This window comes from Streptomyces sp. NPDC052701, from assembly GCF_040678355.1.
In the GTDB taxonomy this organism is placed as follows: Bacteria; Actinomycetota; Actinomycetes; order Streptomycetales; family Streptomycetaceae; genus Streptomyces.
In genome coordinates, this window is sequence record NZ_JBFATO010000004.1 from 313011 (window position 1) to 327221 (window position 14211).

Annotated in this window: 13 protein-coding genes and 1 tRNA gene; 9 read left to right on the forward strand and 5 right to left on the reverse strand. The window is 73.2% G+C overall.

Features of this window, described 5'->3' with window-relative positions; genetic code table 11:
- Positions 1 to 140: 140 nt before the first annotated feature.
- The 7 genes from AB0L29_RS08165 to AB0L29_RS08195 all read left to right on the forward strand — a co-directional run bounded on the left by AB0L29_RS08165 (position 141) and on the right by AB0L29_RS08195 (position 3718).
- Entirely contained in the window at positions 141 to 419 is a 279-nt protein-coding gene (locus tag AB0L29_RS08165; RefSeq protein WP_365824584.1) for a hypothetical protein, read from the forward strand.
- A 226-nt stretch (positions 420 to 645) separates the two neighbouring features.
- A complete protein-coding gene (locus tag AB0L29_RS08170; protein WP_365824586.1) occupies positions 646 to 843 on the forward strand; it encodes a hypothetical protein in 198 nt (65 codons plus the stop codon).
- Positions 840 to 1127 (forward strand): hypothetical protein, encoded by a 288-nt coding sequence (locus tag AB0L29_RS08175; protein WP_365824588.1) that lies wholly within the window; start codon positions 840 to 842, stop codon positions 1125 to 1127. The genes AB0L29_RS08170 and AB0L29_RS08175 overlap by 4 nt, the downstream gene beginning before the upstream one ends.
- Positions 1124 to 1336 carry a hypothetical protein gene (locus tag AB0L29_RS08180; protein ID WP_365824590.1) on the forward strand — a complete coding sequence of 71 codons (213 nt, stop codon included), beginning with the start codon at positions 1124 to 1126 and terminating at the stop codon, positions 1334 to 1336. The genes AB0L29_RS08175 and AB0L29_RS08180 overlap by 4 nt, the downstream gene beginning before the upstream one ends.
- On the forward strand, positions 1333 to 1656 hold the full coding sequence (locus tag AB0L29_RS08185; protein WP_365824592.1) for an HNH endonuclease: 324 nt from the start codon (positions 1333 to 1335) through the stop codon (positions 1654 to 1656). Before AB0L29_RS08180 ends, AB0L29_RS08185 begins: the two co-directional genes overlap by 4 nt.
- Positions 1657 to 2027: 371 nt before the next feature.
- Entirely contained in the window at positions 2028 to 3224 is a 1197-nt protein-coding gene (locus AB0L29_RS08190; RefSeq protein WP_365824594.1) for a phage major capsid protein, read from the forward strand.
- A complete protein-coding gene (locus tag AB0L29_RS08195; RefSeq protein WP_365824596.1) occupies positions 3221 to 3718 on the forward strand; it encodes a hypothetical protein in 498 nt (165 codons plus the stop codon). Before AB0L29_RS08190 ends, AB0L29_RS08195 begins: the two co-directional genes overlap by 4 nt.
- A 374-nt stretch (positions 3719 to 4092) precedes the next feature.
- Here the strand turns inward: AB0L29_RS08195 and AB0L29_RS08200 are convergent, their stop codons facing one another.
- The 4 genes from AB0L29_RS08200 to AB0L29_RS08215 form a co-directional block, all read right to left on the reverse strand.
- Entirely contained in the window at positions 4093 to 5502 is a 1410-nt protein-coding gene (locus tag AB0L29_RS08200; RefSeq protein ID WP_365824598.1) for a Cys-Gln thioester bond-forming surface protein, read from the reverse strand.
- A 282-nt stretch (positions 5503 to 5784) separates the two neighbouring features.
- Entirely contained in the window at positions 5785 to 6252 is a 468-nt protein-coding gene (locus AB0L29_RS08205; protein ID WP_365824600.1) for a single-stranded DNA-binding protein, read from the reverse strand.
- Between the two features lie 397 nt (positions 6253 to 6649).
- A complete protein-coding gene (locus tag AB0L29_RS08210) occupies positions 6650 to 8704 on the reverse strand; it encodes a YfjP family GTPase (RefSeq protein ID WP_365824602.1) in 2055 nt (684 codons plus the stop codon).
- Between the two features lie 3 nt (positions 8705 to 8707).
- The gene (locus AB0L29_RS08215; RefSeq protein ID WP_365824604.1) at positions 8708 to 10315 is read right to left on the reverse strand and encodes a dynamin family protein; all 1608 of its coding nucleotides are present in this window, start codon (positions 10313 to 10315) and stop codon (positions 8708 to 8710) included.
- Positions 10316 to 10633: 318 nt separating this feature from the next.
- Here AB0L29_RS08215 and AB0L29_RS08220 point away from each other — a divergent pair.
- A tRNA-Arg gene (locus tag AB0L29_RS08220) sits at positions 10634 to 10706 on the forward strand.
- A gap of 242 nt (positions 10707 to 10948) precedes the next feature.
- Here AB0L29_RS08220 and AB0L29_RS08225 read toward each other — a convergent pair.
- Positions 10949 to 11763 (reverse strand): IS5 family transposase gene (locus tag AB0L29_RS08225; RefSeq protein WP_365824606.1). Its coding sequence is split into 2 segments (ribosomal slippage): positions 10949 to 11409 and positions 11409 to 11763, totalling 816 coding nucleotides; the frame shifts between segments, so codons are not numbered across the junction.
- A 121-nt stretch (positions 11764 to 11884) separates the two neighbouring features.
- Between AB0L29_RS08225 and AB0L29_RS08230 the strand changes: the two genes are divergently transcribed.
- The gene (locus AB0L29_RS08230; RefSeq protein ID WP_365824608.1) at positions 11885 to 14035 is read left to right on the forward strand and encodes an MMPL family transporter; all 2151 of its coding nucleotides are present in this window, start codon (positions 11885 to 11887) and stop codon (positions 14033 to 14035) included.
- Positions 14036 to 14211: the final 176 nt, after the last annotated feature.

The following is a 14211-nucleotide window of genomic DNA, read 5'->3' on the forward strand; positions in this document are numbered from 1 at the left end:
ACTGCCCCACAACCAACAGCCCCGTCCGGACACCAGATGGCCCGGACACGCCCCCGAGTGGGGTGAAGGTGACCAAGAACGTGACCAGCAACCGAAACCCGCAGGTCAATGCGGGTGGATTGGGAAAGGACAGCGAACCCATGGACGTAGAACCGGGGCAAAACGGTGTCCCCGAGCGGGGTGCGCAGCCGGTCGACTCGGCGCTCGTGAGCGCGCTGTACGCCGCGCTGGGGGAGCAGGGGGCCGCGTCGTCCTCGACGCTCGCCCTGGCGGCCCGGGCGACGCCCGCCGACTGGCGGGCCCTCGACGGGCTGCTCGCCCTGGAGCGGGAAGCCCTGCGGGCCGAGTACGCCGCGCTGGCCCGGGCGTTCGTCGCGGCCGGCATGGACCCGGCCGACCACCTGCCCGACGCCCCTTGATCGACAACCCCTCCCCTCCCCCACCGTCGGGGCATCTACCACCCCATCTACCTGCGGATCTACCGCTCATCTACCGGCCGTCTACCCCAACATCTACCGGCCGCCCGCCCCCTCTCAGAAGGGGTTAGGTGCACACCGCACCAAACGCAGGACGGCGCCGCCGCAGTGCGCGAACACCGCGACGACGCCTTGATCAGCCCTTCCGACCCAACCGGAGGACCGACCCATGCAGAACCCTACCCAGGCCCGCGAGTACGTGGCCGCCACCCACGCCATGGCGCTGGAGACGCTCGACGACTACGTGTCGTCGCTCGACGTGAACCCGCTCGACACCCTCACCGAAGACCGGAGGGAGCGGGTCACCCGCGGCGTGCGCATCACGACCGTGGTCCGCATCGAGCGCATCGGAGGGCAGCAGGCATGAGCACCCCGAACGACTTCGCCGAGGCTCTGCCCTCCATCCAGTCCGCCCTGGTCTCCGTCGCCCGCGCAGCGCTGCGCGGGCGACCCGCCCCGGCCGAGGGCAGCCCGGCCGCGCACTGCAAGACGGTGGTTCTCGTCGACGGCCTGCGCGTCGTCGTCGAGCTCGCCGCCTGGTGTGACGGCGACTGGCCGCAGATCGACAGCAGCGCCCCGGTGGGCCGGCAGTTCACGATGCTGAGCGAGGCACGCCGTGCGGCGCAGCAGGGGAAGGAGGGCGACCGATGATCAGCGAGACGCAGGCGCTCGCCCTGGCCGCACGCATCCTGCGAGGCGCGCTCCCGCCCGCCGAACCGGGCCGGCACCGCATCGACAGCGGGTTCGTGCGCAACCTCGGCGCCCGCATCGGCGAGCTGGAGCAGGCGATCCGGGCCGCGCTCGCCGTCCTGGACGCGGCCGAGCAGAGCACCCCCGAGCCCCCGGCGGCCGAGCAGTGAGCCGCCGCAAGGGCTGCCCGCTCACCGGCCAGACCCGCCGGACGATCCTGGCCTACGTGGCGCAGCGGGACGGGGCGCACTGCCACTACTGCCGGACGCCGTTCCCGCCCGGGGACCTGAGCAGCGCGACCCTGGACCACTACATCCCGTGGAGCGTGTGGCGGATGAGCCGGCCGCGGAACCTCGTCTTGGCCTGCGCGCCGTGCAACGAGCGGAAAGCGGACGCACTGCCGCTGACGCTGGCCTGGCTGCTGCTCGCCCTCGACGGGGCGTCGTCGCCCGTCGTCGCCCGTCACGACGGCTTCCAGACGGCCGCCTGACGCCCGCCTCTGCTCACCTGACGCCCGCCCGACGCCCGTCCGACGACGGCCCGGGCGGGCGTCGGTGTGTCCCCAGTAGGGCGAATTGCAGCCCCCGCCCGCACGACACCGCACAATCGATCTACCCTCCACTCATCCGGGCCGCCGGGACCGGACGTGAAAGCCCCCGGCCGCCCTCGTACCCCCTGCGGCTGGTCCGTCTACAGCGGGGACGACGGCCCCGGCGGGTCCCCGTACCGCCCGTACAAGCCACGGGAGCGGGACACCCTCGTACAGGCCCCGCGTAGCCGGTAGCGCCACCGGCCGTGAACAAGGGCGCTCCCTCTTCGGTGCCGCGCTGGAGCGCGCACCGCGGCTTGCAGGAGACACCCATGCAGTACCTTCCGAAGCCTCTCGGCTTCCGCCGGAACGGCCGGCCGATCTACCCCATCAAGGGCGGCGCCGAGACGCTGGAGCAGCGCCGCGACCGCATCTCCCGGCAGCTGGAAGACCCCAACTTCGACGGCGACGTCGACGCGCTGCTCGACGAAGCCGCCGAAGTGCGGCAGCTCATCGAGCGGGGCGCCCGCCGGAACCGGCTGCTGACGCTCGCGGGTGACGACGACGTACGGCACGTACCAGCGGGCGTCACGGCCGAGGACTTCCGCAACTCCCCGGAGTTCGCCGCGTACCGCCGCGGTGGCTACGCCGGGAAGGTCAAGGTCGACGTACGGGCCGCCATCACGACCGGCGCCCCGGGCGTGGCCACCGTCGAGCGTCCGGCCGGCATCAAGCAGCTCCAGCCCGACTACCCGCTCACCGTGGCCGCGCTGTTCGCGCAGGCCGGCATGAGCGGGTCCGCCATCGAGCAGGTTGTCGACCTCGGCACGGGCACGCTGGCCGCCGCTGAGGTGCAGGAAGGCGCGGTCAAGCCGGAGTCCTCCATCAACCTGGACACGCGCACGGTCACGCCCAAGACCGTCGCGCACTGGGTGAAGATCTCCAGGCAGGCCGCGGACGACAACGCACAGCTCACGGGGTACATCAACAACCGGCTCATGGTCGGGCTCCAGAAGCGCCTGGACCAACAGCTCATGAACGGCAACGGGGCAGGCGCCAACCTGCTCGGCCTGCTGAACACCCCGGGCCTGACCACGTACGTCCCGGGGTCCGGTCAGACGATGGCCAAGGAAGACGCCATCCGGCGGGCCATCACCATCGCGCAGATCGCCGGGTTTGCTCCCACGGGTCTGGTGATCCACCCGACCGACTGGCAGGACATCGAGCTGTCGACGACGCAGGACGACACGTTCCGGGTGGCGACCAACATCCAGAGCGCCATGTCCCCGCAGCTGTGGGGTGTGCCGGCTGTCGTCACCACGGCCGTCCCCGCGGGGACGTTCCTCATCGGGGACTTCGTCCAGGCGGCCACCCTCTACACCCGGCAGTCCGCCACGCTCCTCATGTCCGACTCGGACGGGAACGACTTCATCAGCAACATCCTGACGATCCTCGCCGAGACGCGCGTTGCCTTCGCGGTCGACGTGCCGCAGGCGGTCGTCAAGGGCGCGTACGTCCCGGCGGCATGATGGGGCGGAAGCTGGCCGAGGACGCTCGGCAGGTGAAGGCGCTGGAGCTGGCGGCCGAAGGGAAGACGTATTCCGAGATCGCCGCGGCGCTGGGCTACTCGGACAAGTCGGGGGCCCGGAAGCTCGTACAGCGGGCGCTCGCGGCCCGAGCGGACCCGTCCGCGGCTCAGCTTCGCGTGATCGAGGGCGTGCGGCTGGACATGCTGCTGCGGGCCGTCTGGCCACACGCTATGAAGGGTGAGACCGAGTCGGTACGGGAGGCCGTACGGATCTCGGAGCGCCGCGCGAAGCTGTTCGGTCTGGACGCGCCGGCGGTCCACAAGGTCGACATGCAGCAGCGTGACGAGCGGGTGGCCCGCATCAAGGCGCTGGCCGCGCAGTTGGTCGACGACCTGGAGCAATCGGCGGTCACATCTCCGGTCACGAACGTGACCGAACTGACCGCTCCCGACCCGTACGACAACGAATACCCGGACGGCTCGGACGCAGCGTAGGCGTACCGCAAGGGTCCGAAACGAACCACGCCGGACGGCGCTCGGCTGAAATGAACTCAGCCAAGAGAAACCGTCCGGCAGCTTGAAATCTGGCAGTGGGCAGATACACCCCATCTTGCCGTACGGCCAGCCCTGGGTGGAAACGCGTGCGGCCGGGCGGCCCTGACCTGGGGTTTCGCCGCTGCTCGGTGCCGTTGCGCCCGGCTGCGCCCGGCCGGGTCACCGGCACGGGCGACGGGAGGACGCGGGCGCCCCCTCCCTCGTCCGGTGCGGCGGGCCGGTCCGGGGCGGGGCGCCTGCGGGCGGCCACCGGAGCGTCGGCGCGCCGTGGTCGCCCGGGTCCCCGCCGCCGGTGTGCCGGGGAGCCGTCGCGTTCAGTGCCGCGGCGGGGTCTGCCTGCGGCGGGCGACGAGCAGGGCCGCGCCACCGAGCACGACCAGGGCGATCGCGGTGCCGGCGATCAACGGGGTGGCCTCGGAGGAGCCGGTGGCGGCGAGGTTGGTGGAGGGTGCGTTGCCCGGCACGGTGGCGGGGCTCGGCTCGCCGAGGGTCTGCGGGGCGGCGCCGCCCTCGGCGGCCCGCGTCCGGCAGTCGAGCATGCCGGTGAACCGCTGCTCGAAACCGCCCGCCCCCCGGATGGTGAAGTCGTACGCCTGGTCCTCCCGCAGCGGGAGGGTCACCGTCCGGGAGCCGCCCGCGGCAACGGTGTGCCCGGTCCCGGCCAGCTCGAAGGTGAACGGCTGGTCGCCCGCGTTGGTGGCCGTGATGTCCACCCCGCCCCCGGGGCAGTTCTTCGCCGCGGACAGCGCGGGTATCGCTCCCTTCGCCGCCCAGGCGGCGCCCGCCGCGGCCGAGACCGTCGACTCGCTGGAGCCGGCCAGGATCTGCGTCTGGCTGCGGCCCTCGGCGGCGAAGGCCCGCCCGACGGGGACGGTGGTCGAGGCCTGCACGGTCAGTTCGGCCGTGCCCGCGGCCGCGTCCTGCGGCACCTCGAAGAACACCCGGCTGCCGTTCTCGGCCGACGTGACGGTCCTGCCGGTCGCGTCGACGATGCGCACACCGCTGGTGGCGGCGTCCGCCGGGGGCGACACCGTCACGCCGCGCGCGTTCGTGCGCACCGTCACGGGTCCGAGCCGTTCGCCGGGGCGGCCGGAGACCGCGGGCGGTTCGAGGGTCAGTGACGCCTGGGGCTCCGGGAGGTCGCGGGCGCTCTTCTCCAGGTAGTCGGCGAGCTGCTCGGCCTGCGGGTCGAGCGCCTCGACGTCCGCGTCGTCGGAGTAGCGCCAGACGGCCACCTGGGTGCCGGCGGCCGCGTCCTGCTCGGTGAGCGCGCCGCGCACGCCGGCCTTCTCGGCGAGCGCCGCGAGGTCGTTCACCTGGGGGTAGGAGTGCTGCAGGATCCAGCGGATCCGGCCGGCGTCCCGGTTGGCGCCCAGCGAGGTGCCGCTCCAGGGGGTCTCGTGGTAGCGGGCGTCCTTCTGCGTGGGGTTGTGCAGGTCGACGCAGTACGTCTGCAGGGTGCCGCCGCCCTCGACGGACATCTCGAACAGACCCGCCGGCAGCTGCCGGTCCCCGTCCTCGCCGTGCAGCACCGCGGTGCCGTACGTCTTCAGCCCGCCTATGGTGGCGGTCGCCCCGGCCCGGCCCTGCGCCGCCTCCTGGGCGGCGGCCGGTCCGGCGCCGGCCAGCGCCCCGGCGGCGGCGAGCCCGGACACCAGGGTCGCGGCGCCGAGGCGGGTCGCCCCTCGCCCGCGTACGGACAACGCAGAGAACGCAGCAAACACCAAATTCCCTTTCGAGCAGGACCCGTTGGCGTGGGGGGACGGTCCCACCAGCAGAATCTTCCAGCCCCGAGAGCTATGCCCGGCATCCTAAGGACGTGGCGGACCCCGCCTCCCGGCGGGACCGCCGGGTGCCCGATCCGACTCGGAATCGTTATCGCCGAACCCCCTTGCGAGCAGGGCTTATCGACAAATCCACCCGGATACGTCCGGTACGCGGGCGCCGACGGGCCGCAGTTCCTCCGGCGCCGGGCGGTCGGCGCGGCCGGCCGGCGCCGGGTGACGTCATGTCAGGGCGGCTTGTCCGGAGGGCTGTCGGGTCCCGGCCTCGGCGGGCCGCCCGGCCGGGGTCTCCCAGTCGGGTTCCGGCTGTGCCGGTGCGGACGCCGTCTCCGGCTTTCCCGCGCGCCGGAAGGCCGACGTGCCCCACGCCAGGTCGTGGCCGATCGCCACGGCGTCGATGTCCGCCGAGGTCCAGTTCTGTCCCTCGCGCACCTCCGTGCGCACCTTCAGCCGGCCCTGCACGACGACGGGCTCCCCCAGTGACAGCGAGGCCCCCACGTTCGTGGCGAGCTGCCGGTTGGCCCACACGGTGAAGAAGTTCGTGTGCCCGTCGGTCCACCCGCTCTTCTCGCGGTCCCAGTAGCGCGCGGTGACCGCCAGCCTGAACCGCGCCGACGGACCGGACGCCAGCTCCCGGTACACCGGCTGCGTCGCCACCCTGCCGACCGCGCAGACCATCGTCTCGTTCATCGCCAACCCCTCCCTCACCCGGAGCCCGGCTCCGGGCGGAATGCGCCTACGGGCCCGTCCCGTACGGCTGCGTCTGCCGCCGCGACCGCGCGTCTCGCGCCCGCCGCCGTGGCGACCGCGTCCGTCGCGGTCGCCGCGGAACCAGACTGCCTCCGCCGGGCCGAGCCCGCCGAGCGCTGTGGACCACCGCCCGTCTGTGGAAAACCGCGTCACCCGGACGGGTGCGGCGAGCTCCGCCCCCAGGCCGCGGCTCCTCCGCCCGAGCCCCGCCCGGGCCCGCCCAGGCCCGTCCGCGCCCTCCCGCAGCACCCCGTCCCGCAGCTCCGTTCCCCCGCTCCCGAGCCCGCCGCAGCAGCAGTCCCCTGTCGCAGCGCGTCCTCCCCGGTCCAGCCCTGCGTCACCTCCCCGCGGTGCCCGCCCCGACCACCCGTCCGTACTGCTCCCGCACCTCCCGGTACCGCAGCAGCTCCGCCGCCACGGGATCCAGCACCCGGGCCCGGCCGCACCCGGCGGCGGCCTCCCTCAGGCGTCGTTCCGCCTCCTGCCCGTACCGTCTCGCCGGACCGCGGGCCGCCATCCGGCAGCTCCACTCGACGAGCGGGCCGCCGACGATGCCGATCACCATCAGCAGCACCGGCACTCCCAGGTTCGGTGACATGACCCCGATGATCTGGCCCAGCAGCCACAGCCCGCCCAGGAACTGAAGGACCGTCATGGAGGCCTGGGCGAGCACCGCCACCGGCCACCAGCCCGGCCGCGGCGGCCGCCCGGGCGGCAGTCCGGCGCGCGCGGTGAGCTCGTCCAGCGCCTCGGGCAGCCCCTGGGAGCCGCGCACCGCCGCCTCCCGCACCGCCTGCGCCCAGGGCGCGGGCAGCCCGGCCGAGGCCCGGTCGGCCACGGTCCGCACCGCCTGCTCGACGCGCTGGCGTGCCGTGGCCTCCTCGTCCGCCGGCGCGCGGGCCGGGAGCCGCCCGGTGGCGGACTCGCCGTGGTCCTGGTACCAGCGCCACAGCCGCAGCCAGGGCGTTCCGCACGCGCGGTTGGCGTTGCGCAGCCACGCGCGTTCGGCCGCCTCGCCCGCCGCGGTGGCGCCCACCGCGTCCGCGAGCCGCGCCGAGAACTCCTCCCGCGCCTCCTCGCTGAGCCCGGTCCGGCGCCGGGTGGCGTAGACGGGCCGGAGCCCGGCCGCGGCGACGTCGACGTCCGCCGCGATGCGGCGGGCCGGAGCACCGCGTTCCGCCACGAACTGGCCGAGGGCCTCGCGCAGTTCGCCGACGCCGTCCCCGGTGAGCGCGGACAGCCCCAGCACGGTCGTGCCCGGTTCGCCGTACTCCCCGAGGGCGATGCCGTCCTCGTCGAGCAGCCGCCGCAGGTCGTCCAGGACCTGCTCGGCGGCCTCGCCGGGCAGCCGGTCGATCTGGTTGAGGACGACGAACATGACCTCGGCGTGGGCCGCCATCGGCCGCAGGTAGCGCTCGTGCAGGACGGCGTCGGCGTACTTCTCCGGGTCGACGACCCACACGACCGCGTCGACGAGCGCGAGGACGCGGTCGACCTGCTCGCGGTGCTGGACGGCCGCCGAGTCGTGGTCGGGCAGGTCGACCAGGACGAGTCCGCGCAACTGCGCGTCCGCGTCGCCGTTCTGCACCGGGCGCCGCCGCAGCCGGGGCGGGATGCCCAGCCGGTCGATGAGGCTCGCCGCCCCGTCGCTCCAACTGCACGCGATGGGTGCGGCGGTGGTCGGACGGCGTACGCCCGTCTCCGAGATGGCCACGCCGGCGAGCGCGTTGAACAGCTGCGACTTGCCGCTGCCCGTCGCGCCCGCGATGGCGACGACGGTGTGCCGGCCCGACAGCCTGCGCCGCGCGGCGGCCTCGTCCAGGACCCGGCCCGCCTCGGCGAGCGTCCTGCCGTCGAGGCGGGCGCGGGAGAGCCCGACGAGTTCGCGCAGCGCCTCCAGCCGCGACCGCAGCGGCCCGTCGTACGACAGGGACGTCACGGCCGGCGCGACGGGCGCCCGGCTCTCCGGCGCGGCGAACCGGGCCGCTCCCGCGTTCTCGTCCACGCGGCGCGCGATCAGCCCGTCGTCCCAGGCGCCGGCGGGTCCCGTCCCCCCGTCGGGGCCGCCGTCCGGGCGACGCGGGGGGACCGTACTGCGTGCGGGGCCCTCGTGCGCGGATCCGCAGCCGTCGGTGTCCTCCGCGTGCGCGGCGGTGCCGCTCGCCCGCTCGTCGGGGCGGTCTCCGGCCGTGGTGTCCCGGCCCTGGCGCTCCCCTTGCGCGGCCCCCTCCCCGGGGTTCGCGCCGGTGGCGGCCTCCCCGGGGTGGCCGTTCTCGCGCCCGCCCTCCGCGGCGGGACGCTCCTGCAACGGGTTGTTCGCGGCCACCGCGCCCTCCGGGGGATCCGTGCGGTCGTGGTGCTCGGTGTGGTCCTGGTCAGTGACGGCGGTCACCGGTCACCTCTCCTTCTGCAGTACGGACAACGCGGCAATCAGTTCGGCCTGGGGCTCGGGATGCACCTCCAGCGCGTCGAGCGGGGCGAGACGGCGTTCGCGCTCGGCGTGGACGACCCGGTCGACGTGCTCCCTGAGCAGCCGGCCGGCCCGGTCGCGCAGCCGCAGCGCCCCGTGCGCGCCGATCCGCTCGGCCAGCCCCTGCCCGGCGGCACGGCCCCGGCGGCCGCCCAGCAGCGCGGTCGCGACCAGGGCGGCGACCACCTCGGGGTCGGGCACGAGGCTCCGGTCGAGCTCGCGCACCTCCTCCTCGGCGTACTCCTCCAGCTCGCGCCGCCACCGCCGTACGGCCAGCCCGATCCGGTGCTCCACGCTCTCCGGGGCGGCGTCGCGGTCGGCGAGCTCCGGGGCGGCCGCGGCCGGTTCGCGCCGCCAGGCGTCGTCGGCGCGCTCGTCCGCGGCGGTGACGGCGCACAGCAGCAGCGCGCCCAGGCTCTCCACGAGGGCGTCGAGGAGCTCGCCCGCGGTGCAGTCGAGCGGGAAGGCGCGCCACCGCTTGAGCGCGTCCCCGGCGAGCACGGCCCCGGCCTGCAACCGGCCCCGCAGGCGCGCGTGCTCGCTGTCGTAGGCGCTGTCCACGGCGGCGGTGAGCCGCAGCGCGGCCGCGTACTGGGCGGCGGCCGCCGCCGCCAGCTCGGGCATCCGGGACTTGAGGGAGTCGAGGACGCCGTACGCCGTGCGGGCCATGGTGTGCTGCCGGGCCGCCGCGTCCTGCGTCTGGTGGACGAGCCAAGTGCGCAGCTGGGCCACGGCGGAGGCCGGCAGCAGCCCGCCGCCCCAGGCCGACTCGGGCAGCTCGGGCACGGTGAACCGCGGCACGTCGCCGAGGCCGGCCTTGGTGAGCAGGGCGCCGTACTGCCGCGACACCTCGGAGACCACCTGGTGGGGCACCCGGTCGAGGACCGTGATCAGGGTGACGTCGTACTCCTTGGCGGTGCGCAGCAGGTGCCAGGGCACGGCGTCGGCGTACCGGGCCGCCGTGGTGACCATGATCCAGATGTCGGCGGCGCAGATCAGCTCCGCGGCGAGGACCCGGTTGTCGGCGACCAGGGAGTCGACGTCGGGCGCGTCGAGCAGGGCGAGGCCGGGCGGCAGCGTGTCGGCCGTCTCGATGCGCAGCACGCGCGCGGGGTTCTCGCCGGGCATCAGCAGGTCGTCGGTCGGCTCCTGGTGGGCCACCCACACGCGGGTGAGGTCCGGCAGGATCCGCATCCCGCTGAACCAGTGATGATCCTCCGGATGGCAGACCAGCACCGGCGTCCGGGTGGTCGGCCGCAGCACACCCGCCTCGCTGACGCGCCGTCCCACCAGCGAGTTCACCAGCGTCGACTTCCCGGCGCCCGTGGACCCCCCCACCACGGCCAGCAAGGGCGCTTCGGGCTCTCTCAGCCGGGGCACCAGGTAGTCGTCGAGCTGGGCGAGCAGTTCGTCGCGGTTGGCACGCGCGCGTGGAGCCCCCGCCAGGGGCAGCGGGAAGCGTGCGGCGGCGACACGGTCGCGCAGGGCGGAGAGTGCGTCGAGCAGCTGAGGCCGTACGTCCAAGGTCACCACATGTGAAGAATGCCCAATTTTAGGGGAATTCTGAAGCATATGAGCATGTCTGCGCGCCGACAGGACGTAAGGGACGGAAGGGGCGACCGGGACATGGGGGCACGCCAGGCATAACGAGTGCACAACACCCGGCGCCGCAGACGCCAAAAGCGGTGCGCGATTCGCACCTGCCTGCGATTATCAGGACCGCTTCACCGAACCTCCACATCGAGCCACGGAGGCGAAGCAACAGGGACGAGGATGCGGGAGCCCTATCCTTGTCCCCGGCGACGTCAGGGAACAGCCCGCATCCGGGCACCACGACAGGCCACCACCCAGGCCCCCGTAGCTCAGTGGATAGAGCAGGCGCCTTCTAAGCGCTTGGCCGCAGGTTCGAGTCCTGCCGGGGGCGCAAGTCTCCTCCCTCCCTCTGGGGAGGGATTTTTGCTGGTCAGGGCGGGTGTCAACCGCCACGACAAAGCCCGGACGCCCTCTCGACGATCAAGGGCGGACTCCGGGGCTGTCCGGACGTCACCGGGTTCTCGCGGGTGGCCGTGTCGAGTACGTGTCGAAGTTCCCGGCCGGAGGATCAGCCGACGCAGGGCGCGTCCGGCAGGTCGCCCGCGGCTTCGAGCCGCCGCTTCAGAGCGTGTCTCACGTGGCGAGTTGGGCGAGCTTCTTGCAGCAGGTCAGGGCGACGGCGAGACCGGGGAAAGCCAGGAAGTGGCTGCCTTTGCGCTCGTACCGGACGGTGAGGCGGCGGTAGCCGAAGAGCCAGGGGATCGATCGTCCGATCTTCCAGCGGTGTCGGCCCAGGCGCTTACTGGACTCGATGCCGGGGCGGGCGATGCGCGGGACGATGCCCCGCTCGCGGAGCCACGTCAGCTTCTCGGCGGAGTGGTACGCCTTGTCGGCGCGGAGTCTGCCGGGACGGCGTCTGCGCGGGCCGCGCCGGGAGCGGACGGCGGGGGTACCCGCCACCAGTGGCAGGAGCGCCTGGCCGTCGTGGACGCTCGCGCCCGAGACGCCGAGGGCGAGCGGCAGGCCCTGGGCGTCGGACAGGACGTGGAGCCTGCTGCCCTTCTTGCCCCGGTCGACCGGATTGCGCCCGGTCAGCGCCCCCCTTTTCGCTGCACACTCGCCGCGTCCACGATCGCTGCGGTCCAGTCCACCTCACCGCGGGCACCAAGTTCGTCCAGCACTTCGCGGTGCAGCCGGCGCCACAGCCCGGCCTCGGTCCAGAGCGCGAACCGGCGGTGCGCGGTGGCCGGGGAGACCCCGAAGGTCTCCGGCAGATGCCGCCAGGCGCACCCGCTGGTCAGCACGTACACCACGGCGGTGAAAGCGGCCCGCTCGTCCACCGGAGCGGTCCCACCGCCCTGCGGCCGGGACGTGAACTTCGGCGGCAGCGGAGCTGCCAGCTCCCACAGCCCGTCAGGAACCAACCGCTGCGACAGATCGACACTCACGGTCACCCGTCATGCCGCACCGAACCTGCCACGTGAGACACGCTCTAAGGGTCGTCCCAGGTTCGCTCGTTAGGAAGCAGGCGTCAGATAAGCGATGTAACCCGTATGCAGGAGGCTAGTGATGGCAGTCGACGCAGCGCCGTCCGGGGAAGCGCCGGCCGGTCGGTTGGCAGGCCGGTGGGTGCCGTGGGTAGTGATTGGCTTGTGGTTGGTGCTGGCGGCGTTCGCGGTGCCGCTGAGCGGAAAGTTGAGTTCGGTCACCACCGACAGCGCCGCGGACACCCTGCCGGCCAGCGCCGAGTCCACCAAGGTCGCGATACTGGAGGACAGTCTCCCCGACGGTGACGACAACACGTTCGTCTTCGTGTACCACCGCGCCAGCGGCTTGACCGACGCCGACCGCGCGACGGTCGAGCGCCACTACAACACCCTTGCCAAGCGGTACCCGCCGAAGACGACGGAAGCTGCCGACGAGGACGGCGAGGGCTCACCGACGAGCCTCTCCACCGACCGCAAGGCGATGACGTTCACCCTCGATGTGAGCACGGCCTACGGCCCACCGGAGGAGATCGTCGGCCCGTTGCGTGACGCCGCGAAGGACCGCCCCTCCGGCCTGGAACTCGACGTGACCGGCCCGGGCGCGATCGACGGCGACATGGATGCCGTCTTCGACGGCATCGACGAGCAGGTCCTCTTCACCACCATCATCGTCGTCACGCTCCTGCTCATCCTCACCTACCGCAGCCCGGTGCTGTGGATCATCCCGCTGGTGGCCGTCGGCGCGGCTGCGCTGACCTCGATGGGGACCGTCTACCTGCTCGTCAAGGGCTTCGGCATCGTGGTCAACGACCAGAACTCGGCGCTGCTGACGATTTTGGTGTTCGGCGTGGGCACGGACTACGCGCTGTTGCTCATCGCCCGATATCGGGAAGCACTGCACCACCACGAGAACGTCCGGGTCGCGATGGTCCACGCGCTGCGCGGCGCGGCGCCGGCCATCGTCGCGTCCGCGGCCACCGTGGTCGCCGGCCTGCTCTGCCTGCTCGTCGCGGACCTGAACAGCACCAGCGGGCTGGGTCCGATCGGTGCGGCCGGCATCCTGTGCGCGCTGGTGGCCATGCTGACGCTGTTCCCGGCGGTGCTGGTGGTGCTCGGCAGGCGGATCTTCTGGCCGGCCATCCCGCGGTTCAGCACGGCCGTGGAGGAGAAGCCGGGGCTGTGGGGACGGCTCGGCGCCGCCATCAGCCGCCGCCGGTGGGTGGCGACGCTCGGCTCGCTCGGAGTCCTCGGCGTGCTCGCCCTCGGGCTGGCGGGCAACACCGGCGCCCTGCGGGAGCAGGACCAGTTCCTGTCCGCGCCGGAGTCGGTCACCGGCTTCACCGTTCTCCGCCAGCACTTCCCGGAGCTCGGCGGCCAGCCGATGACGGTCTTCACGCGTCCGGCGCACCAGGAGAAGGTGCTCGACGTCGTCAAGGACACCCGCGGCGTGGCCCTGGCCGTCCCGGAGGAGACCAGCGGTGGCTGGGCCAACATCTCCGTGTTCCCGAAGGACGCGCCGGACACCGCCGCGGAGTACGACACGATCAAGCGGGTGCGCACCGCCGTGCACGCGGTGAGCGGGGCGGAGGCGATCGTCGGCGGGCCGAGTGCGGAGAACCTCGACACCGAGGTGACCACCAGGCGCGACGAGAAGCTGGTGATCCCGCTGGTGCTCGTCGTCGTCCTGATCGTCCTCGGGTTGCTGCTGCGCGCGGTCCTGGCCCCGCTGGTCCTGATGGCCACCGTGATCGTCTCATTCGCCGCGGCCTTCGGCGGCAGCGTGTTCGTCTTCGACACGATCCTCGGGTTCAAGGGCGTCGACTATTCGGTTCCGCTGCTGGCATTCCTGTTCCTGGTGGCGCTCGGCGTCGACTACAACATCTTCCTGACCAGCCGGGCCCGGGAGGAGACCGTGCGTCTCGGCACCAGAGAGGGCATGCTCAAAGCCCTCTCGGCCACCGGTGGCGTCATCACCTCGGCAGGCCTGGTCCTGGCGGCCACGTTCGCGGTCCTCGTCACACTTCCGCTGGTGATGCTGGTCGAGGTCGGGTTCCTGGTGGCCTTCGGCGTGCTGCTCGACGCCCTGCTGGTGCGGTCGGTCCTGGTGCCCGCCCTCACCTTGCTGATCGGCCGCCGGATGTGGTGGCCGAGCCGGCTGTCCCGTCCAGCGGCGGAGCTGCCGGACGGTCAGCAGCCGCTTGCCGACGAGGAGGAGTCCGCGCTGCAACGGTGAGCGCGGCGGCACGGACGAGATCCGGGACGGGCATCCAGGCCCGTCCCGGATTTCTTTCATGGGCCCGACGGCCGCCACCCTCTGGTCCTGCGCCACACGCCGGGGCGGGGGTCGGCACGCCGCGGTGTCCTGCCCCGACGGTGAGCCGCGCGACCGGTGCCGAGGGCCGTTGTCCC